The sequence below is a fragment of the Anaerolineae bacterium genome (assembly GCA_035529315.1).
GTDB lineage: Bacteria > Desulfobacterota > Desulfobacteria > Desulfobacterales > ETH-SRB1 > Desulfaltia.
On the sequence record DATKWZ010000030.1, the window covers coordinates 59,876 to 80,623 of the forward strand.

22 protein-coding genes and 2 tRNA genes are annotated in these 20,748 nt (G+C 42.1%); all 24 read left to right on the top strand.

What is annotated here, in order from left to right:
• The first annotated feature begins 69 nt into the window (after positions 1-69).
• Positions 70-765 carry a uracil-DNA glycosylase gene (locus tag VMW78_05655; protein HUV50488.1) on the top strand — a complete coding sequence of 232 codons (696 nt, stop codon included), beginning with the start codon at positions 70-72 and terminating at the stop codon, positions 763-765.
• A 32-nt stretch (positions 766-797) separates the two neighbouring features.
• A complete protein-coding gene (locus tag VMW78_05660; GenBank protein ID HUV50489.1) occupies positions 798-2,093 on the top strand; it encodes a nodulation protein NfeD in 1,296 nt (431 codons plus the stop codon).
• A 25-nt stretch (positions 2,094-2,118) separates the two neighbouring features.
• Positions 2,119-2,874, top strand: a complete 756-nt coding sequence (locus tag VMW78_05665; protein ID HUV50490.1) for a slipin family protein — start codon at positions 2,119-2,121, stop codon at positions 2,872-2,874.
• 130 nt (positions 2,875-3,004) lie between these two features.
• The gene (locus tag VMW78_05670; GenBank protein ID HUV50491.1) at positions 3,005-3,334 is read left to right on the top strand and encodes a transcription termination factor Rho; all 330 of its coding nucleotides are present in this window, start codon (positions 3,005-3,007) and stop codon (positions 3,332-3,334) included.
• A 10-nt stretch (positions 3,335-3,344) separates the two neighbouring features.
• Positions 3,345-3,914 (top strand): haloacid dehalogenase, encoded by a 570-nt coding sequence (locus VMW78_05675; GenBank protein ID HUV50492.1) that lies wholly within the window; start codon positions 3,345-3,347, stop codon positions 3,912-3,914.
• Complete coding sequence (gene xerA / locus VMW78_05680; protein ID HUV50493.1) at positions 3,914-4,822, top strand: site-specific tyrosine recombinase/integron integrase; 909 nt, start codon at positions 3,914-3,916, stop codon at positions 4,820-4,822. The genes VMW78_05675 and xerA overlap by 1 nt, the downstream gene beginning before the upstream one ends.
• 6 nt (positions 4,823-4,828) lie before the next feature.
• Positions 4,829-5,374, top strand: coding sequence for an ATP-dependent protease subunit HslV (gene hslV / locus VMW78_05685; GenBank protein HUV50494.1), 546 nt, complete (start codon positions 4,829-4,831; stop codon positions 5,372-5,374).
• 15 nt (positions 5,375-5,389) lie between these two features.
• The gene (hslU, locus tag VMW78_05690) at positions 5,390-6,763 is read left to right on the top strand and encodes an ATP-dependent protease ATPase subunit HslU (protein ID HUV50495.1); all 1,374 of its coding nucleotides are present in this window, start codon (positions 5,390-5,392) and stop codon (positions 6,761-6,763) included.
• A gap of 77 nt (positions 6,764-6,840) precedes the next feature.
• Entirely contained in the window at positions 6,841-7,716 is an 876-nt protein-coding gene (gene argB, locus VMW78_05695) for an acetylglutamate kinase (GenBank protein ID HUV50496.1), read from the top strand.
• Positions 7,713-8,906 (top strand): acetylornithine transaminase, encoded by a 1,194-nt coding sequence (locus VMW78_05700; GenBank protein HUV50497.1) that lies wholly within the window; start codon positions 7,713-7,715, stop codon positions 8,904-8,906. The genes argB and VMW78_05700 overlap by 4 nt, the downstream gene beginning before the upstream one ends.
• A complete protein-coding gene (gene argF / locus VMW78_05705) occupies positions 8,903-9,817 on the top strand; it encodes an ornithine carbamoyltransferase (GenBank protein HUV50498.1) in 915 nt (304 codons plus the stop codon). Before VMW78_05700 ends, argF begins: the two co-directional genes overlap by 4 nt.
• A 15-nt stretch (positions 9,818-9,832) precedes the next feature.
• Positions 9,833-11,038 carry an argininosuccinate synthase gene (locus VMW78_05710; GenBank protein ID HUV50499.1) on the top strand — a complete coding sequence of 402 codons (1,206 nt, stop codon included), beginning with the start codon at positions 9,833-9,835 and terminating at the stop codon, positions 11,036-11,038.
• A 199-nt stretch (positions 11,039-11,237) separates the two neighbouring features.
• A complete protein-coding gene (gene argH / locus VMW78_05715) occupies positions 11,238-12,635 on the top strand; it encodes an argininosuccinate lyase (GenBank protein ID HUV50500.1) in 1,398 nt (465 codons plus the stop codon).
• Positions 12,628-13,080, top strand: coding sequence for a hypothetical protein (locus VMW78_05720; GenBank protein HUV50501.1), 453 nt, complete (start codon positions 12,628-12,630; stop codon positions 13,078-13,080). Before argH ends, VMW78_05720 begins: the two co-directional genes overlap by 8 nt.
• A 62-nt stretch (positions 13,081-13,142) precedes the next feature.
• Positions 13,143-14,402: a diaminopimelate decarboxylase gene (gene lysA, locus VMW78_05725; GenBank protein HUV50502.1), complete on the top strand. Its 1,260-nt coding sequence runs from the start codon at positions 13,143-13,145 to the stop codon at positions 14,400-14,402.
• Positions 14,403-14,628: 226 nt separating this feature from the next.
• Positions 14,629-15,462 (top strand): diaminopimelate epimerase, encoded by an 834-nt coding sequence (gene dapF / locus VMW78_05730; GenBank protein ID HUV50503.1) that lies wholly within the window; start codon positions 14,629-14,631, stop codon positions 15,460-15,462.
• A gap of 6 nt (positions 15,463-15,468) precedes the next feature.
• Entirely contained in the window at positions 15,469-16,638 is a 1,170-nt protein-coding gene (locus VMW78_05735) for an LL-diaminopimelate aminotransferase (protein HUV50504.1), read from the top strand.
• On the top strand, positions 16,639-17,154 hold the full coding sequence (gene folK / locus VMW78_05740; protein HUV50505.1) for a 2-amino-4-hydroxy-6-hydroxymethyldihydropteridine diphosphokinase: 516 nt from the start codon (positions 16,639-16,641) through the stop codon (positions 17,152-17,154).
• Positions 17,155-17,421, top strand: a complete 267-nt coding sequence (locus VMW78_05745; protein ID HUV50506.1) for a hypothetical protein — start codon at positions 17,155-17,157, stop codon at positions 17,419-17,421.
• Between the two features lie 13 nt (positions 17,422-17,434).
• Complete coding sequence (gene fsa / locus VMW78_05750; protein HUV50507.1) at positions 17,435-18,079, top strand: fructose-6-phosphate aldolase; 645 nt, start codon at positions 17,435-17,437, stop codon at positions 18,077-18,079.
• Positions 18,080-18,088: 9 nt separating this feature from the next.
• Positions 18,089-18,655 carry a CDP-diacylglycerol--glycerol-3-phosphate 3-phosphatidyltransferase gene (gene pgsA, locus VMW78_05755; protein HUV50508.1) on the top strand — a complete coding sequence of 189 codons (567 nt, stop codon included), beginning with the start codon at positions 18,089-18,091 and terminating at the stop codon, positions 18,653-18,655.
• 55 nt (positions 18,656-18,710) lie between these two features.
• A tRNA-Gly gene (locus VMW78_05760) sits at positions 18,711-18,785 on the top strand.
• Positions 18,786-18,810: 25 nt separating this feature from the next.
• Positions 18,811-18,885, top strand: a tRNA-Cys gene (locus tag VMW78_05765).
• Between the two features lie 575 nt (positions 18,886-19,460).
• Positions 19,461-20,501, top strand: a complete 1,041-nt coding sequence (locus tag VMW78_05770) for a hypothetical protein (protein ID HUV50509.1) — start codon at positions 19,461-19,463, stop codon at positions 20,499-20,501.
• Positions 20,502-20,748: the final 247 nt, after the last annotated feature.

The following is a 20,748-nucleotide window of genomic DNA, read 5'->3' on the forward strand; positions in this document are numbered from 1 at the left end:
GATTTCGTGATTATTTTTCTCTCTGTGTGCTCTGTGATCTCTGTGGTAATTTCGGGTGATAATTATAAAATGACAAATGGTCTGGAATTAAATATTGTTGTTGAAGAGGTGAAAAACTATCTTTGTTTTCTGGCTGAAACCGGGTGCGCCGGTTTTGACTGTAAAAAGGAAAGTCTTGAGACCATTGAATACTGGGGAAAAGACAGGTCGTTTACACCGGAAACCCTGGAGAAAATACGCGCTGATATCGGAGACTGTCGCCGCTGCAAACTATCAAACAGCCGTAAAAATATTGTCTTTGGAGCGGGGAGCCCAAAAGCAAGGCTTGTATTTGTAGGCGAAGGACCGGGCTTTGAGGAGGATAAAACCGGCATGCCGTTTGTTGGGGCGGCAGGCAAGCTTCTTACCAAAATAATTCAGGCCATTAAACTTACACGTGAGCAGGTATATATTTGCAATGTTATAAAATGCCGTCCTCCGGGCAACAGAAATCCTGATCCTGATGAAATTAAGGCCTGTTTTCCTTTTTTAGAGCGCCAGATCGCTACTCTAAAGCCGGATTTCATATGCGCTCTCGGGACTTTTGCTGCACAGATCCTCCTTGAAACAAAAGAACCTATTTCGAAGCTCAGAGGGCGTTTCCATGATTACAAGGGGATTAAGCTTTTGCCTACATATCATCCCGCATATCTTCTTCGCAACCCGGATAAAAAAAGGGATGTCTGGGAGGATATGAAGAAGCTGATCAATGAAATAGGGGAATAAAAAACTTTGGTTATTATTGCGGAGCAGTTGATATGAAATACAAATTTTTCATAATTATCCTGTCGGCATTATTGCTCTTTTTTTCCGCAAATGCTTTTTCAGGAGAAAATGAAATCTATATTATCAAGGCATCAGGCGCAGTAAGCCCTGCCACGGCTGATTTTTTAAAACAGGGGATTAAGAAGGCATCAGATAATAATGTTTCCTGCGTTATCATTGAGCTTGATACCCCGGGAGGTCTGGCTGAGTCTATGCGTGATATTGTGATGGCCATACTTGCAAGCAGGGTTCCTGTTGTGGTTTATGTTTCTCCGGGCGGAGCAAGGGCTGCTTCGGCAGGGGTTATGATTACCATGGCGGCCGATATTGCCGCAATGGCTCCTGGAACAAATATCGGTGCTGCGCATCCGGTAGGAGCCGGAGGAAAAAAGATAGACAAAACCATGTCTGAAAAGGTGGTAAACGACATGGTGGCTCAGGCCAGGAGTGTCGCAAACAAACGGGGGCGGAATGCAGACTGGGTTGAAAAGGCCATTCGTGAAAGTGTTTCCGTCACGGAAACCGTGGCCCTGAAACAAAATATCATCGATATTGTGGCAAAAGATATGGATGATCTGATCAAACAGATTAACGGCCGTAAAATTAAGGACAAGGGGGTAATTAACCTTGATAATCCCACAAGAAAGATACTGGAAGAAAATATAAGAACAAAGATCTTAAAAATAATAAGCGATCCTAATATTGCATATATTCTTATGATGCTAGGCCTGGCAGGAATTTATTTTGAGCTCTCGCATCCCGGCGCTATTTTCCCCGGAGTAATCGGAGCCATTGCAATTATACTGGCATTTTTTTCCTTTCAGACGCTTCCCGTCAACTATGCCGGCATACTTCTTATTATACTTGCGCTGATATTTTTTATTATGGAGATGAAGATTGCAAGCTATGGTCTTCTCAGCGTGGCAGGGGTAACCTCCCTTTTTTTAGGCTCCCTGATGTTGTTTGAGAACACAAGCCCTGAACTAAGGGTATCGTGGCATGTGTTTTTGCCGACGATTGTTATGGTTTCAGGTTTTTTTGTCACACTTGCGAGCCTGGTTTTTAAAGCTCAGGTATCAAAGCCTAAAACAGGCGCAAAGGGCCTTGTCGGTGAAATCGGAGTTGTAAAAGAGGATATCATGCCTGAGGGTAAGGTCTTTGTGCACGGGGAGCTCTGGAATGCGACCTCAAAAAACAGGATAAGCAAAGGCACAAGGGTAAGGGTGATAAAGGTGGTAAATCTCATACTCGATGTTGAGCCGATCAGTATCGGCCGACAGGATAATTAGAGGTTGTTTAAAAAAGGAGGATAAAATGTTTACATTAATTGCTGTTGTTGTATTTGTAGCCTTTTTTCTGTCAACAGCCATACGAATATTAAACGAGTATGAACGCGGGGTTATATTCAGGCTTGGCAGGGTTATCAAGGCAAAAGGGCCAGGTCTGATCATACTTATTCCAATGATAGATAAAATGGTAAAGGTAAGCCTGCGTCTTGTAGCCATGGATGTAGATCCTCAGGATGTTATAACCAGGGATAATGTTTCGGTGAAGGTTAATGCTGTAATCTATTTCAGGGTAATCGACCCGATAAAGGCTATAATTGAGGTTGAGCAATACAGCTATGCCATGTCTCAACTTGCTCAGACAACCCTGAGAAGTGTATGCGGCCAGGTAAATCTGGATGAGCTTTTGTCTGAAAGGGAAAACATTAATGAACAGCTTCAGACAATACTGGATACACATACAGATCCGTGGGGTTTAAAGGTTACAACCGTGGAATTAAAGCATATTGATCTGCCCCAGGAGATGCAGCGCTCTATGGCTAAGCAGGCTGAGGCGGAAAGGGAACGTCGCGCCAAGGTAATCAATGCAGAAGGGGAATTCCAGGCTGCGACAAAGCTGGCCGAAGCATCGAAAATAATTGAAGGTCACCCTACGGCCTTGCAACTCAGGTATCTCCAAACAATGCGCGAGATGTCGGCAGAGCAGAATACAACAACAATTTTTCCGTTTCCGATTGAGTTGTTCAGCGCGTTTATCAAACCTCGGGAAAAGGAAGACAAATAAATATGTTTACCCTGTATAAGGACATCAACTATTGACATAATAAAATAAAATAGTTAAAAAGACTATTTTTCTTGTTATAATTAACGGTTTTGCAAAACCCTCTAAGGATAGAAAAGGAGATCCACTGGATATGGGTACTAAGGGAAAAAAGAAGATCGAAGAAAAATCTATAGACAAGATGACTGTCAAGGAGCTGAGGGAGATAGCCAAGGAGATTCCTGAAATTATCGGTGTTCACGGAATGAACAAGGCGGAATTGCTCATTTTAATAAAAAAGGCAAGGGGAATTGAAGATAAGCCCGGGAAGAAAGCTGATGCATTGGTCCGCAATATCAAGTTGAAAATCAAAAAATTAAAGGCTGAGCAAGAGGCTTTTTTAAAGGCCGATAATAAAAAGATGGTAATTATTTCCAAGCGGCGCATTGCCAGGCTGAAGAAAAAAACAAGAAAAGCAGCATAAAGTAATATTTATGATTAATCCGTCCTCTGTAGCTTTTGATATTGATGGGGTTTTTGCCGACACCATGACATTGTTTCTTGATATAGCGCAAAAGGAGTATGGCATAAACTGGATAACGCCCGAAGATATTACCACTTATGCTATTGAAGATTGCATTGATATCGATAAAAACATTATTAACAACATATTGAAGCGCATACTCGATGGCAATTATAATGCTACCTTAAAACCTATAGCCGGTGCTCCCGAGGTGTTAACGAAACTCGGGAAAAGCCAGAAACGGCTTCTCTTTGTGACAGCGCGACCTTATTTGGGTCCCATCTACGATTGGATGTTAAGCATCCTGCCGCTTAAGCCTGATTCAATAGAGATTGTTACAACAGGCACATTTGAAGGCAAGTCGGATGTTCTTTTGAGCAGAAATATAGCCTATTTTGTTGAAGACAGGCTTGAGACATGTTTTAGGCTTAAAAAAGCAGGCATAACTCCGGTTCTGTTCAAGCAGCCGTGGAACAGAGAGGCTCATCCATTTGTGGAGGTTGAAACCTGGGGCGATCTTGAAGAGCTAATTAAATTTTAATGATTTCATCTTCTTTCAAAAAGTTAATCGGATCTTTTATCGAATTTCTTTCCATTGAAAAGGGGTATTCCAAAAACACCTCTCGCGCATACCTGCACGATCTTGAAGAGTTTGCATCCTTTTTTGCTCCAAACAAAGAAAATCAGGCTGGAGTGGATGAAGTAAGCCCATTGATAATCAGGGGTTATTTGGGGTTTTTACACAAAAAGAACAAAAAAGTAACCATAGCGCGCAAGCTTTCCTCTTTGCGTTCCTTTTTCAGATATCTTGTGAAGTATGGTGTAATTACTGATAATCCGGCTGATTTGATTCTTTCGCCAAAACAGATAAAGGCTATGCCTGTCTGTTTGACAGTCGATGACACATTCAGGCTGCTGAATTTCATAAACACGGACACTTTGGCCGGACTGAGGGATTGCGCTATTTTTGAGTCTCTATATTCGAGCGGAATAAGAGTATCCGAGCTTGCGGGATTGAATTTGATTGACGTGGATTTTGCGAGCGGTGTTATCCGTGTCTTTGGAAAAGGCAACAAGGAAAGAATTGTGCCGATCGGCAAAAATGCTCTTGATGCAATAAAGGCTTATAGAAACAGGCTGCGACTGGAAGCAGGCACGCAAATTGATGAAAACGGCCCATTGTTTTTAAACAAAAACAATGGCCGTCTTACAGCAAGATCTATTGCCCGCATCCTTGCCGGGATTGCAAAAGAATGCGGTCTTTTAATGCCTGTTTCACCACACGCTTTGCGTCACTCATTTGCAACACATATGCTTGACGCGGGAGCGGATTTAAGGGTAGTGCAGGAACTCCTGGGGCATAAAAACCTTTCTACTACACAAAAATATACACATGTAAGTATAGACAGACTAATGGAAACTTATGACAAAGCCCATCCCAGAAGGTAATTATTTATGAGTGACTCTAATATGAAATTTCATGGAACGACCATAATTGCCATAAGGCATAAGGATAAACTGGCGGTTGCCGGTGACGGCCAGGTAACTTTGAATAATATTATTATAAAACATCATGCCAAAAAGGTAAGAAAGATTTATAATGATAAAATTATTGTGGGATTTGCCGGAGCAACCGCTGATGCTTTAAATCTTTCTGAACGTTTGGAAGCAAAACTTGAACGTTACAACGGAAACCTGACACGCAGCGCTGTTGAGTTGGCAAAAGACTGGCGAACTGACAAGTATTTGAGACGTCTTGAGGCAATAATGATTGCCGCGGATGAAACCAGAATGTTTCTTATCTCGGGCAACGGTGATGTAATTGAACCTGATGAAGGAATTATCGGCATTGGGTCCGGAGGAGTCAGCGCCCAGGCAGCGGCAACAGCTCTGATAAGGCATACAGATATGGATGCAAGGAGTATTGTAGAAGAAGCCTTGAGAATAGCCGGTTCAATCTGTGTGTTTACAAATGATTCATTAACCATAGAAGAATTGTAGGAATATATAACTAACATGGGTGATTTAAAACCATCAGAAATCGTTAAAGAGCTGGATAAATATATTATTGGTCAGCACAAGGCAAAGCGTTCAGTAGCTGTTGCTTTAAGAAACAGATGGCGTCGGCAACAGGTTCCCGAAGAACTTCGCGATGAAATTGCGCCAAAAAACATTATACTTATCGGCCCAACAGGAGTGGGAAAAACAGAGATAGCGAGGAGGCTTTCCCGGCTTACAGATTCACCATTTACCAAGGTTGAGGCATCCAAGTTTACCGAAGTCGGATATATGGGCAGAGATGTTGAATCAATGGTAAGGGACCTGCTGGAACTTACCGTAAACATGGTTAAAGCAAGGGCTCAGGAAGCGGTGGAAGAAAAAGCGCTGCAGATTGCCGAAGAAAGAATGCTTGACCTTCTGCTTCCAAAACCAAGAGCAAAGCAAAAGCAGGATAGTGAAGCCGCACAACAAATCCCAATCGATTTTATGGCGCATAATGATGATGAATCATCCTCAACAAGAGAAAAACTTCGCGAAATGCTTCGGCAAGGAAAACTTGACAACCGGTATGTTGACATTGATATTTCAGATCGGGCTGTGCCTGTTGTGGAGATATTCTCGAGCATGGGGATAGAGGAGATGGGCATTAACTTTAAGGATATGTTGGGCGGCATAATGCCAAAAAGCTCAAAGAGAAGGAAGCTTAAAGTTCCTGAAGCCATGAGGATTTTATCTCAGGAAGAGGCTCAAAATCTTGTGGATATGGAGAAAGTCGTAAGCCAGGCAATTGAAAAGGTTGAACAGACAGGAATAATTTTTCTTGATGAGATAGACAAAATTGTGAGTAAAAACAACAGCCACGGCCCTGATGTGTCCAGGGAAGGGGTGCAGCGGGATCTTCTTCCCATAGTGGAAGGGTGCGGTGTTACAACCAAGTACGGTCCCGTGAAAACAGACCATATCCTTTTTATTGCTTCAGGCGCATTTCACACAGTTAAACCTTCTGATTTAATTCCCGAGCTTCAGGGCAGGTTCCCGATCCGGGTAGAACTTGATTCCCTTGGAAAGGACGAGTTCGTCAGGATACTTACCGAACCGAAAAACGCGTTGCTTCTTCAATACCTGGAGCTTTTAAGGACAGAAGGTATTGATGTGATTTTTGAGAATGATGCTGTGGCGAAAATCGCGGCAATTGCTGAAGAGGTTAATAATCTGACTGAAAATATCGGGGCAAGGAGACTCCATACACTGATGGAACATCTGCTTGAGGATATACTCTTTGATGCTCCTGACATGAAAGAAAAAAGGATTGTAATCGACGGAAAGTATGTTGATGATAAATTTAAGGATATCAAGGATGACGAAGATTTTAGCAGATATATCCTTTAACAGAATAATTTTGAATTTTTAGTTCTTAATTTTAAATTAAACATTCATAATTTAAAATTAGAGCGCAGCGATTTATTATGACTCCAAATGTTGCAGACATACTCATTGAAGCTCTTCCCTATATACGTCGTTTTTACGGGATGACCATTGTAATTAAATACGGCGGGCATGCAATGGTTGATGAGCAGTTAAAGGCCGATTTTTCCCAGGATATCACTTTGTTGAAATTTATTGGGCTCAACCCGATTGTTGTGCATGGCGGCGGCCCGCAGATCAACTCAGTCCTTGAGCAAATGGGGATAGATCCAAAGTTTGTCAGAGGAATGCGTTTTACCGACGAGCAGACTATGGATGTTGTGGAGATGGTACTTGGGGGCAAGGTAAACAAGGCGATTGTCGCTGGGATTAATCGATACGGGGGAAAAGCAGTCGGCTTAAGCGGCAAGGATGGAGGACTTATATCGGCAAAAAAACTCCATATCAAATATCAGGAGGATGCTGATAAGCCGCCTGAAATAATTGATCCAGGTCTGGTTGGACAGATTACACATATTAATCCTGATATTATCAATACGCTGACTAAAGAGGATTTTATCCCAATTGTTGCTCCGGTCGGGGTTGGAGATTCCGGAGAGACATTCAATATCAATGCTGATCATGTGGCAAGCAGGATGGCCATAGCGCTGAAAGCCGGACGTCTTATTTATATTACAGATGTTGACGGAGTGCTTGATGCCTCGGGCTCGACAATATCTTCAATCAATGCTGAAAAGATAAATAACATGATTCAGGATAAAACCGTTTCCAGGGGTATGATTCCAAAGCTTGAATGCGCTTTAGACGCACTGAAAAACGGGGTTGAAAAGGTTCACATTATTAATGGATGCAAACGTCACTGCGTATTGTTGGAGCTTTTTACCAACAAAGGGATCGGAACTGAAGTTATAATATGAAAACCGATATAATAAATAGAGCTGATAAGGTTATAGCAAAAACATATAACAGGTTTCCGATTGTAATCACAAGGGGCAAAGGATGCACCGTCTGGGACAGCGAAGGCAAGGCTTATACCGATTTTGTAGCGGGGATCGCCGTTTGCAACCTTGGTCACGCGCATCCAGCAGTGTCAAAGGCTTTGTCAGATCAGGCAAACACCCTTTTTCATGTGTCGAACCTTTATTATACTGTTCCCCAGGTAGAGCTTGCGTCATGGCTTGTCGACAACAGTTTTGCAGACAGGGTTTTTTTCTGCAACAGCGGCGCTGAAGCAAACGAGGCTGCAATAAAATTAGCCAGAAAATATTTCAATGATAAAGGAGATCTGCACCGTAACAGGATAATAGCCATGGAGAAATCTTTTCATGGACGCACCATGGCCACCCTTTCTGCTACCGGCCAGGACAAGATCAAGCAGGGTTTTGACCCATTACTCGAAGGTTTTGATTTTGTGCCTTTTAACGATATTGACGCGCTAAAAAATAAAATAAACACATCTACATGCGCGGTTATTATAGAGCCTGTCCAGGGTGAAGGGGGTGTCCGCTGCCCTGATGCCGAATACCTTAAAGACGTGAGGCGGCTTTGTGATAAAACAGGGGTTTTGCTGGTTTTTGATGAAATACAGACAGGAATTGGACGGACCGGAAAACTTTTTGCTTATGAGCATTTCGGGATTAAGCCTGATATCATGACATTGGCCAAAGCGCTTGCCAATGGATTACCAATAGGAGCTATGCTGGCTAAAGAGCATATTGCCGAGGCATTCGGGCCGGGTTCACATGCTTCGACATTTGGAGGCACGCCGGTTGTTACCGCTGCTTCATTAGAAGTTGTCAGGACGCTTGTCAGGGAAAGGGTTATAGACCATTGCTTGCAGGTCGGAGCCTATTTTAAGGAAAGACTTTTGTGGCTGAAAGACAGGCATGATTCCATTACAGATGTTCGCGGAATCGGTTTGCTGCTTGGAATAAAACTTAAAACAGACGCAGGGCCTGTTGTGAAAAAATGCATGGAAAAAGGGTTTCTGATAAATTGCGTTCAGGGTAATATCCTGCGATTCATTCCTCCCCTTATCATAGAAAAGGATGAGATAAACTCCCTGATAAAATGCCTGGATGAAATATTGATGGCGGGATTGAATTGAAAAAAGACATACTAACACTTTTAGACCTGTCCAAAGAAGATTTTGAGATCTTCTTTAAGCGGGCGCTTGAGCTTAAAAAGGAACATAATAAAGGGATTTCCAATAGATCGTTTGCAGGGAAAACACTAGGCCTTATTTTTGATAAACATTCGACACGCACCCGTCTGTCTTTTGAGACGGCAATGGTTCAGCTTGGCGGAACCTCTATATTTATCAGCGCCAAAGATACTCAGATCGCCAGGGATGAACCGGTAAGGGATACTGCCAGGGTTCTTTCAAGATACCTGGACTGCCTGGCTATCAGGACATTTTCGCAGGATCTGTTAAATGAGTTTGCAGAGTATGCTTCCATTCCGGTAATAAATGCCCTGACCGATCTTTATCATCCATGCCAGGTTTTAAGCGATCTTTTGACCGTGATAGAGCACAAGGGGGGATATAAAGACCTAAAAATAGCATGGGTTGGAGACGGCAATAATGTGGCTCATTCATGGATAAATGCTGCTGCTGTCCTCGGGCTTAATCTTACATTAGCCTGTCCTGAAGGATATTATCCTGACAGTAAAGTTGTCGAAAAGGCGCTTAAGAGAAAGTGCGGCAAGATTATGACAACCTCGGACCCTGTTGAGGCAGCGGATAATGCAGATGTGATATATACCGATGTATGGGCAAGCATGGGACAGGAGACCGAGCAAATTGAAAGAAAGCAGGCGTTTAAGCCTTTTCAGGTAAATAAAGAGCTTGTTGATAAGGCACGGAAAGATGTTATAGTAATGCACTGCCTGCCGGCTCACAGGGGTGAAGAGATTAGCGAAGAGGTGCTGGAAGGGCCTAATTCGGTTGTTTGGGATCAGGCTGAAAACAAACGCCATATGCATAAGGCGGTGCTTGAAGTATTGATGGGTAAGTAATGGAAACAGGATAATATCATGTCTGATAAAATAAACAAGGTGGTTTTAGCCTATTCGGGCGGCCTTGATACATCAGTTATATTAAAATGGCTTATTGAGACATATGATTGCGAAGTGATCGCATTTTCAGCCGATTTAGGGCAGGAAGAGGAGCTTGATCATTTAGAAGAAAAAGCATTAAAGACCGGCGCTAAAGCGGTTTATATAGATGATCTTAAGGAGACCTTTGTTAAGGATTATGTATTTCCGGCTTTTCGCGCAAATGCCATTTATGAGCACCAGTATCTTTTAGGCACATCCCTTGCCAGACCCCTTATAGCGAAACGACAAATTGAGATAGCGCAGATAGAAGGGGCGGACGCCGTAAGCCATGGAGCTACAGGAAAGGGGAACGACCAGGTACGATTTGAGCTGAGCTATCTTGCGCTTAATCCAGGCATTAAAATCATTGCTCCATGGCGTGAATGGACGCTTAACTCTCGCTCATCCCTTATGGAGTTTGCAGAAAAACACGGCATACCTGTTCCGACAACCCCGGCAAAACCTTATAGCTCTGACAGAAACCTCCTTCATATAAGTTACGAAGGCGGCGTGCTTGAAAATCCCTGGCAGGAACCGCCTGAGAATATGTTTACATTGACTGTTTCGCCAGAGAACGCGCCTGACAAGCCTGAAATAATTGAAATAATTTTTAAGGAGGGTGATCCGGTTGCAATAAACGGTAAAGAGCTGTCGCCGGCAAATCTGCTTAAGGAGCTAAACAGACTTGGCGGCCGTAACGGCATAGGCAGGGCAGATATAGTTGAAAACCGCTTTGTCGGCATGAAATCCCGTGGAGTATATGAAACCCCCGGTGGCACTATATTGAGGACAGCCCACATAGCGATTGAATCGATTACCATGGACAGAGAGATAATGCATCTCAGGGATTCTTTGATACCTAAATATTCTGAAATCATATATTATGGTTTCTGGTTTTCACCTGAGATGAAGCTTCTGCAGGCTATGATAGACCAGACCCAGCATAATGTTTCAGGGGTTGTGCGCTTAGAACTATATAAGGGAAACTGCCGTGTTCTTGGGCGCAAATCAGATCAATCCCTTTACAGTGAGGATTTTGCAACATTTGAAAAAGACAGTGTTTTCAGCCAGAAAGATGCCGAAGGCTTTATCCGCCTTAATGCACTAAGATTGCGTATTCAAAAAATGATGAATTCGTAAAAAGCCGAATTTACCACAGAGCACACGGAGACCACAGAGACAACTATTTGTAATTACCGGATAGCGCTAACACTTCACTACATGCCCGGCTTTTGCCAGAATGACGGAAAAGAGAACTTTTCGACTTTTTACGAAGTCATCAAGATTTATTTCTCCAATTTTCAATCGACAATATTCAATTCTAATTAAGAGGTTATATATGACAGAAAAGCCATGGGGCGGCAGATTTTCAGAAAAAACAGATAGAGGCGTAGAGATTTTTACCTCTTCAATAGATGTGGATAAGCGGCTCTATGCTTATGATATTGAAGGCAGTATCGCTCATTGCAGTATGCTTGCAAAGGCGTCGATTATTACAGAAGAGGATTCTTCATCAATAATACAGGGCCTTAGCAATATAAAAAAGGAATTTGAGAGAGAAGAATTCCTGTTTGATGATGGTCTGGAGGATATCCATATGCATATTGAATCCAGACTTCTCCATGTGGTAGGAAAGGTTGCCCAGAAGCTTCATACAGCAAGGAGCCGTAATGATCAGGTGGCCCTGGATGTGCGTATGTACCTTAGAGATGAGACCGCAAAGATTATTAAAAGCCTCATTAATCTGAAAAAAGTTATTTTGTTATTTGCCAAGGCCAATATTGATACTATTTTGCCTGGATATACCCATCTGCAGAGAGCGCAGCCGGTGCTTTTGGCTCACCATACGATGGCCTATTATGAGATGTTTTTGCGGGATGCGGACAGATTCAGGGACTGTCTGAAACGGATAAATGTAATGCCGCTCGGAAGCGGAGCCCTTGCCGGAACAACATTTCAGATCGACAGAGATTACACGGCCAAGCTTCTTAAATTTAAAGAGGTGTCGAGAAACAGTATAGATTCGGTTTCAGACAGAGATTTTATCATTGAATTCTTATCAGCGGCAAGTATATGCATGATGCATTTCAGCCGCTTATCGGAAGAGGTTATTTTATGGTCCACATATGAGTTCGGTTTTATTGACCTTCCTGATTCATTTGCCACAGGAAGCAGTATCATGCCCCAAAAGAAAAACCCTGATGTTCCTGAACTGGTCCGCGGGAAAACCGGTCGTGTTTTTGGGAATCTGATGGCCATTTTATCCATTATGAAATCATTACCGCTTGCCTATAATCGGGACATGCAGGAGGATAAAGAGCCTTTGTTTAATACGGTTGATATTTTAAAAGCCTGCATTGATATATATTCGTCGATGCTTCCCAAGCTGAAAATCAACAAAGAGACAATGCGTGAGGCCGCAACCAAAGGGTTTTTAAATGCAACAGATCTGGCTGATTATCTTGTGACCGCGGGAATGCCTTTTCGGCAGGCTCATACCTGCGCAGGCAAAGCAGTAAGCTATGCGCTGGACAATGATAAAGAACTGCACGAACTTACATTAAAAGAGTTAAAACCTTTTTCAAGCCTGATTAAAAAGGATGTTTTTAATATTTTAAGCACAGATCAGATGATAAATCGCAGGACATCTTTTGGCGGAACCGCCAGAAAAAATGTTCTGGCTGCTATAAAGGCCGCTGAAAAGGGTCTTAATGCTGTGGAGCATGCTGATGAATAAAGGCTTTGTCAGAGGTTTGGCCGCAATAATATTTTTAATTCTGCTCTGCATTGTTGTTTTTCCCTTTGGATGCGGCAGAAAGACAGATCCTGTCCCTCCAGGTCAGGCCGGGCCGCCTGTGGTTGATAATTTAAATTCAAGTATAGACGGTGATATTCTCGAGCTTGCCTGGACCATTCCTGATGAAAAAGGGAAGATCGCATCAGGCTTGGGCGGTTTTATTGTATATAAATCAAAAACATCTCTTTCCGAGCCTGTCTGTGAAAAGTGTCCTGTGCGTTTTAAGAAAATTGCCGATATTCCTATTGTAGAAAAGGATATAAATAAAAAAATAACCTACAGGGAAACCCTGGAAAAGGGCTGCAGATATATCTATAAGGTAGCCGTTTATACAAAAACAGGAGCTTTTGGAAAAGACTCCAATTATATAGAACTTGACCACTAACGGCTCAATGTCATTAATTCAGGCAATTTTATTATTAATCACCAGTAACGAGCAGCAATTTTATGCATCATTTTAATTATCGTGACAATGAACTCTATTGTGAAGATGTTCCGGTTCAAACCATCGCTCAAAAGGTCGGCACCCCTTTTTATTTATACAGTCATGCCACATTAAAGCGTCATTTTGTCACCTTTAACGATGCGTTTGACGGCATAAAACGGCTTGTCTGTTTTTCTGCAAAGGCAAATACCAGCCTTGCTGTTTTAAAACTTTTTGCAGGTCTTGGAAGCGGCCTTGATATTGTTTCAGGAGGGGAACTCTATCGCGGATTAAAAGCCGGCTTTCAGCCCGATAGAATTGTCTATTCAGGCGTTGGAAAACGCATAGATGAGATCGACTACGCTCTTAATACAGGCATCATGATGTTTAACGTCGAATCTCTTGAAGAGCTTGAACTTATAAACAAAAGAGCCGGCTTTTTAAAATTGAGAGCTCCTGTTGCAATCCGGGTAAATCCTGATGTTGATCCCAAAACACATCCATATATTTCAACGGGTCTGAAAAAGAATAAATTTGGTATTGACATTGAGACCGCGAGTGAATGCTACAAGGTTGCAAAGAGCTTAAAGAATATTAATGTAATAGGAATCGACTGTCATATCGGATCACAGATTACCCAGGTGCAGCCTTTTGTAGATGCGCTGAAAAGCATCAAGGTGTTGATAAACAGACTGAAGGATTCGGGGATTGAAATAAGATACCTTGATATAGGCGGTGGCCTTGGAATAACATATAATGATGAATCTCCTCCTGAGCTTAATGATTACGCGGGAGCAATAGTTAAGTCTCTTGAAGGGATGCCGCTTCAACTTATTTTAGAGCCCGGCAGAGTCATTGTAGGAAATGCAGGGATACTGGTCACAAAAGTTCTTTATAGAAAATCAGGCAAAGACAAGGAGTTTATTGTCGTTGATGCGGGCATGAACGATCTGGCGCGTCCGAGCCTTTATAAAGCATTTCATGCGATTGAACCGGTTGTAAAGTCTGAAAATGAGCTGATAACAGCGGATATTGTAGGGCCTATCTGTGAGAGTGGAGATTTCCTGGCCGCAGATCGCAGGATTTCTAATGTAAAGAGAGACGATCTTCTAGCGGTGATGAGCGCCGGCGCATATGGATTTACAATGTCGTCTAATTACTGTTCAAGGCTGCGCGTTGCCGAAGTTATGGTAAAGGACGACCGGTTTTATGTTGTAAAAAAACGCCAGGATTATACTGACCTGATAGCAGGAGAATCGATACCGCCGTTTTTAGAAAATTAGAGACTTTGTAACACGTTAGTTCTTTAAACGGTAAGGGCCAAAATAAATTTTTAAAGCGAAATATTATACCTTAAGCTTCGACAACGGCACCAACAACAAACATTAAGACAATACTTGAAACCACGTATGAGTTCAGTAAGTTATATATCCTGTTATCCTGTCAGAGTCTTTTTCAAAAGGCTAAAATGTTACTCAACTTTTAGTTGAGCACTTCTTTCTTAAAATTATGAAACATATTGAATTCTTTAAAGTAAGCGGCAGCGGAAACGATTTTATCATAATCGATAACAGGGACAGGATTATTGATGAAAAGAATCTGAAAAATTTTGTCGCAAATGTGTGCCGCAGAAAAATGTCTGTTGGCGCTGATGGATTAATATTGGTAGAAAAGTCTGGTTTGGTTGATTTTAAGTGGCGTTTTTTTAATTCTGACGGAAACCCTGCCGAGATGTGTGGAAACGGGGCAAGATGTGTTGCGCGTTTTGCATATTTAAACAGGATCGCCGGCCCTGAGATGTCATTTGAAACAGATGCGGGGATAGTTTCCGCACAGGTTACAAACCATCTGGTTAAGGTTAAGATGCCGGACCCTGTGAATCTTAAAGTCGATTATTCCATTGACCTTAAAAACGGGCCTTTGTTTATCAGCAGTGTTAATACCGGCGTTCCTCACGTGGTAATTATGCTTGACAGCATTGATGATATTGATGTTGTTAATCTTGGCAGGGAGATGCGGTTTCACGAGAGGTTTGCTCCTGCAGGAACAAATGTAAATTTCATATGCCCGCGGCAGGATGGCGTTATTGCCATACGGACTTATGAGCGCGGAGTCGAAGATGAAACCCTGGCATGCGGCACAGGTGCGGTAGCAGGGGCTCTTGTAACGGCAAAAAAGTCAAAAATCAAATCTCCTGTTAATATTAGAACTAAAAGCAGGCAGAATCTTTATGTTTACTACAAGGAAAAGGAAGACATTTTTTACGATGTTTATCTTGAGGGGGATGCCCGCATTATTTACAGGGGAGAAGTTTATGAGGATGCCTGGAAGTTTGAGGAATAAAAAATAATGATTAAAATCGAAAAATCGGACAGATTAAATTCATTGCCGCCATATCTGTTCAAGGAAATAGACAGGCAAAAAGAAGAGGTCAGGAAGTCAGGTGTTGATATCATTGACCTGGGGGTAGGGGATCCCGACATGCCGACCCCTCCGCATATAATTGAAGCTTTAAACAGGGCGGCGCTGGATCCGGCAAATCATAGATATCCATCATATACAGGCATGGATGATTTCAACAAGGCGGTTGCGAAATGGTATAAGCGCAGATTTAATGTAGATCTTGATTATAAGAAGGAAATTGTCACGCTGATAGGGTCCAAGGAAGGGATAGCCCATATACCCCTTGCCTTTATTAATCCCGGAGATACGGCTCTTGTAACAAGTCCGGGCTATCCGGTCTATGATATCGGGGTGAGGTTTGCGGGCGGTCAGACATATTTCATGGATCTTATAAAGGAGAATAATTTTCTGCCTGATTTAGGGGCTGTGCCTGACGAGATCGCGGGGAAAGCAAAGATGATGTTTATTAATTATCCCAACAATCCGACGTCTGCGGTTGCAACCGGGGAATTCTTTGAAGAAACGGTCGCTTTTGCAGAAACGAACAATATAATTGTTTGTCACGATGCAGCCTATACTGAGATGGCTTTTGATGGATACAAACCGAAAAGTTTTCTTGAAACCCCAGGCGCAAAGGATGTGGGGATAGAGTTTCATTCACTTTCAAAAACATATAATATGACGGGCTGGCGCATCGGGTTTGCGGTCGGCAGGGCCGAGGTAATACAGGCGCTTGGCCAGGTGAAAAGCAATATCGATTCAGGTGCGTTCCAGGCGATCCAGATTGCGGGCATAGCTGCCCTGGAAGGGGACCAGACCGGTTTAGAGGAGATAAACAAAGAATATGCGTCCCGCCGTGATATATTAGTTGACGGTCTTGCTGATCTTGGATTTTCGGTGGAAAGACCCAGGGCTACATTTTATCTCTGGATTGAGGTTCCAAAGGGATATTCTTCGACGGAAACAGCAGGCCGCCTTCTGAAAGAGGCAGGCATAGTCGTAACTCCGGGCAATGGATTTGGAGCGGCAGGAGAAGGATATATAAGAATGGCCTTAACCGTCGGTAAAAAAAGATTGAAAGAGGTTCTTGAAAGAATCGGCTCAGTCGGCTTTTAAATGAATTATGGCCATATCGCATATATTTCCATAGGGTCAAACATGGGAAGCAGGCTTGAAAACTGCAAAAACAGCCTGACCTCCCTGGCAGAATCGAAAACATCTATTATAAGGAGCATATCTCCTTTTTACATGACCGAACCGGTTGATTATATAAATCAGGATTGGTTTGTAAATCTTGTTGTAAAAATTGAGACCAGACTAGATCCTTTCCGGCTTTTAGATAAACTAAAATTAATTCAAGGCAATGCGGGTCGCAATCATAATGCCGAAAGGTTCGGCCCCAGAATACTTGATCTTGATATCCTTATATATGATGATATTATAATAAATTCACCTGAGCTGATCATCCCTCATCCCAGGATGCATAAAAGACGCTTTGTTTTAAAGCCTATTTGTGATATAGGTCCACACATTGTTCATCCTGTTTTTAAAAAGGATATGCAATGCCTGTTAGACAGCCTGGATGATGATGGGCAAATAGTAAGAGAGCTGAAAGAGCAGGATTTGATATAGATGCGGTTTTTAATAATATTAGGATTAATATACTTTGCATACAGGGCGATTAAGTCATGGATGCTTCAAGGCGGGTCATCGAAAACCAAGGTTTCCCGCGAGGCTGCCGGTGAAATCGACGATGTAATGGTAAAAGATCCTTATTGCGAGGCATATTTCCCAAAGAGAAACGGGGTACATTTAAAGATTGACGAAAAGGATCTGTATTTTTGCGGCACAGAATGCAGAGATAAATTTATTGCAAAGCATTCAAAAATGGACGTTTAGGAGGTTTTAACAGATGAAATTTTTTATTGATACTGCAAATATAGAAGAAATAAAGGATGCTAACAGCATGGGCATGGTTGACGGAGTTACAACCAACCCAAGTCTGGTTGCAAAAGAAGGCCGTGATTTTGAAGAACTTATTAAAGAGATTTGCGAGATTGTGGATGGACCTGTAAGCGCGGAAGTTATCAGTCTTGATACTGAAGGCATGGTCAAGGAGGCTCGGCATCTTGCAGCGCTTCATGATAACATAGTTGTTAAAATCCCCATGACGGTTAATGGAATAAAGGCTACGCGCAAGCTTTCGGAAGAGGGAATAAAGACAAATGTCACCCTGGTTTTTTCACCTCTTCAGGCCCTTATGGCGGCAAAAGCGGGGGCTACTTATGTAAGCCCTTTTATCGGACGTTTAGATGACATATCTAATGAGGGTATGGTTCTGGTAGAGCAGATTGTTGAAATTTACGGCAATTATGCATTTGATACGGAGATTATTGTGGCAAGTGTCAGGAATCCGCTCCATGTTCTTGACGCGGCGTTAATCGGCGCCGATATTGCTACCATACCATATAAGGTGCTTGCCAAGTTTGCCGCCCACCCCTTGACCGACCAAGGGATTAAAGCCTTTCTTGATGACTGGAACAAGGCAAAGAAGTAATCAGACAGAATGATTTCTAAAGACAAGATAAAAGATTTACTCAGCAATCCTAACAAGCTGACATTATATCGCATGGCGGTAATACCGGTCATTGTGTTTCTAATGGTGTTTCCGAACAAATTTTTCACATTTATTGCAGCCCTTTTATTCAGCGCCGCGGCAATTACCGATTATCTGGACGGCTATTTTGCAAGGCTTCATGGACTTGAATCCAAGTTTGGAAGGATTATGGATCCGGTTGCCGACAAGCTCCTCGTTGCTTCGGCCTTTATCATGCTAGCCTCTCATGGCTGGGTTCCCGGATGGATTGTTTGCATAATTATAGGCCGCGAGATCGCCGTAACCGGCCTGCGTAATTTTGCCGTTGAAAACAGAGAGGATATTGCAGCATCAAGTCTTGGAAAATATAAAACAGGGTTTCAGATAGCAGCTATCATACCTCTTTTATTCCATTATCCTCGTTTTGGTGTAAATTTCCATGCAATCGGAACCATGTTTTTATGGGCGGCTCTGATATTAACGGTCTGGTCGGGAGTTGATTATTTTATGAAGTTCAAAAAGCATCTCAAAATATAACCCAGTTTTTTGTTGACAAAATTGCTGTTTTTGTAAAATATTCATAAATCTCTGAGCGGGAGTAACTCAGTGGTAGAGTGCGACCTTGCCAAGGTCGAAGTCGCGGGTTCAAATCCCGTTTCCCGCTCCATTTTTATTTTTAGCTTTGGTGTTCCGGCGGCATAGCCAAGTGGTAAGGCAGCGGTCTGCAAAACCGCTATTCATCAGTTCGAATCTGATTGCCGCCTCCACACAATTCAGCACATCTTTAGAAAATATCCAAGTATCAACCGCCCGCTTTGCTCAAGACGCAAAGATCGCAGAGAAAATAAATAATTATCCTCATTAAATTAAGGTTCGCCTGATAAACAGCGTTGCCTGTCTTTGCTTTTTACGAATCCATCAAAGATAACTCATCGAAAAGACGGCAAATTAAATTGACTTGCATGTTCACATGATATACAGTGTTTCAAATTAATTTTGGTATGTTTTTGAACCTCAAACAAGGAGGATCATGTGACCTGTAACTGGATTACAAAAAAATAAAGCCCCATTTCTTTTAGCAACATGAAGGATGGGGCTTTTTGCTTCACAACCCTGGATCTGAACCTCGAACTGAAAAAGAACTTAGCTGCCCTCTTCCTCTGCGATACAAGCTGATAAACTTGAGAAGCATTCCATAAACAGCCCATTACATCCCTCTTAAAACTGTATTAAATACAGCAATACGATATTATAAAGAAAATATATAGCGTTAATATGCAGATTTTTTTCTGCTTAATACAATACGTTATAGGGCATGAACACCAAAACTTAAGGAGATAAAATGACCGAAGAAACTAAACCAAAAAAGGCCAAAAGACCCAGCTCACCCAAGGTTCCTAATTACCCAAGGTCATCTATAGAAAAAGCTTTAAGAATTCCCAAAGGTATCTTGGAACAAAATGCAGGAAAACCGTGCACAGATGAGGAAACTGCAACTTATGTTGGAGTAAAGTACAACAAAGGGCCATATGCAGTTGAGATTAACACTGCAATTAAATATGGATTAATTGAGCGCCCTGAATCCGGAAAATTACGGTTAACTGATATAGCTCGAAAGATTCTAAAACCTCAAGAAAGCAATGATTATCTGTCAGGTGTACAAGAAGCCGCTATGAAAGCCCCTGTGATCTCTGACATTTATACTCACTATCGCGGTGAAAACCTTCCAGATATGGAATTTTTTGATAACGCATTAACTGATAAATTTAAAATTCCACAATCAAAGTTGAGTGAGTTTAAATCAATTTTCTTTGACACATTAACATTTGCAAAACTCATTACAGAACACGAAGGAAAATATCGGGTTGTAAATGCGTTAGAAGATGAAGGCGCTGGTCAAGCTAAAGCAAATAAAACCTTTAAAAAACTAGAACGATCAGTAAAGGTTAAATCTGATGATTCTTGCTTTGTTATGATGCCATTTGCTAACCCACTTGGCAGCTATTATGAAAAAATATATAAAACCGCTATTGAGAAGGCAGGTTTAAAACCTATTCGTGCTGATGATGAATTATTTGGTACAGGAAAAATAATTGATCAAATTTGGGCAGGTATAAATTCAGCAAAGATTCTAATTGCTGAGCTTACCAGTAGAAACCCTAATGTGTATTATGAACTTGGTATAGCACATGCTCTAAAAAAACCTGTTGTTCTAGTTTCATCGAACGAAGAAGATGTTCCCTTTGATTTAAATCATATTCGAGTTATCTATTACGATGTAAACGATCCTTTTTGGGGGCAGAAATTAATTGACAAGGTTGCAGAGAATATTCTTTCTGCAATTAAAAATCCCGAAGAGGCTATTTTTGATACCAAGGAATAAAAGCGCCCTATAACCAGACGCTTGAGGCCGACCGCGTGATCTTCATCGCGAATAGAAAAGTCGTGCGCGGCGGCTCAGCTTCACGTTGTGCAGTAAGCAAAGAATCATATTTATAAGGAGGAAAAAGGGGTTATGGCAATTACGATGAAAAGGCAACTCAATGCTGAGGAAAAAGAGATCATTATAAAACGGCATGGCAGGAATTGTTTTGCGACTGGCCACCCCATCCCTGAGACTGAAAATGTTC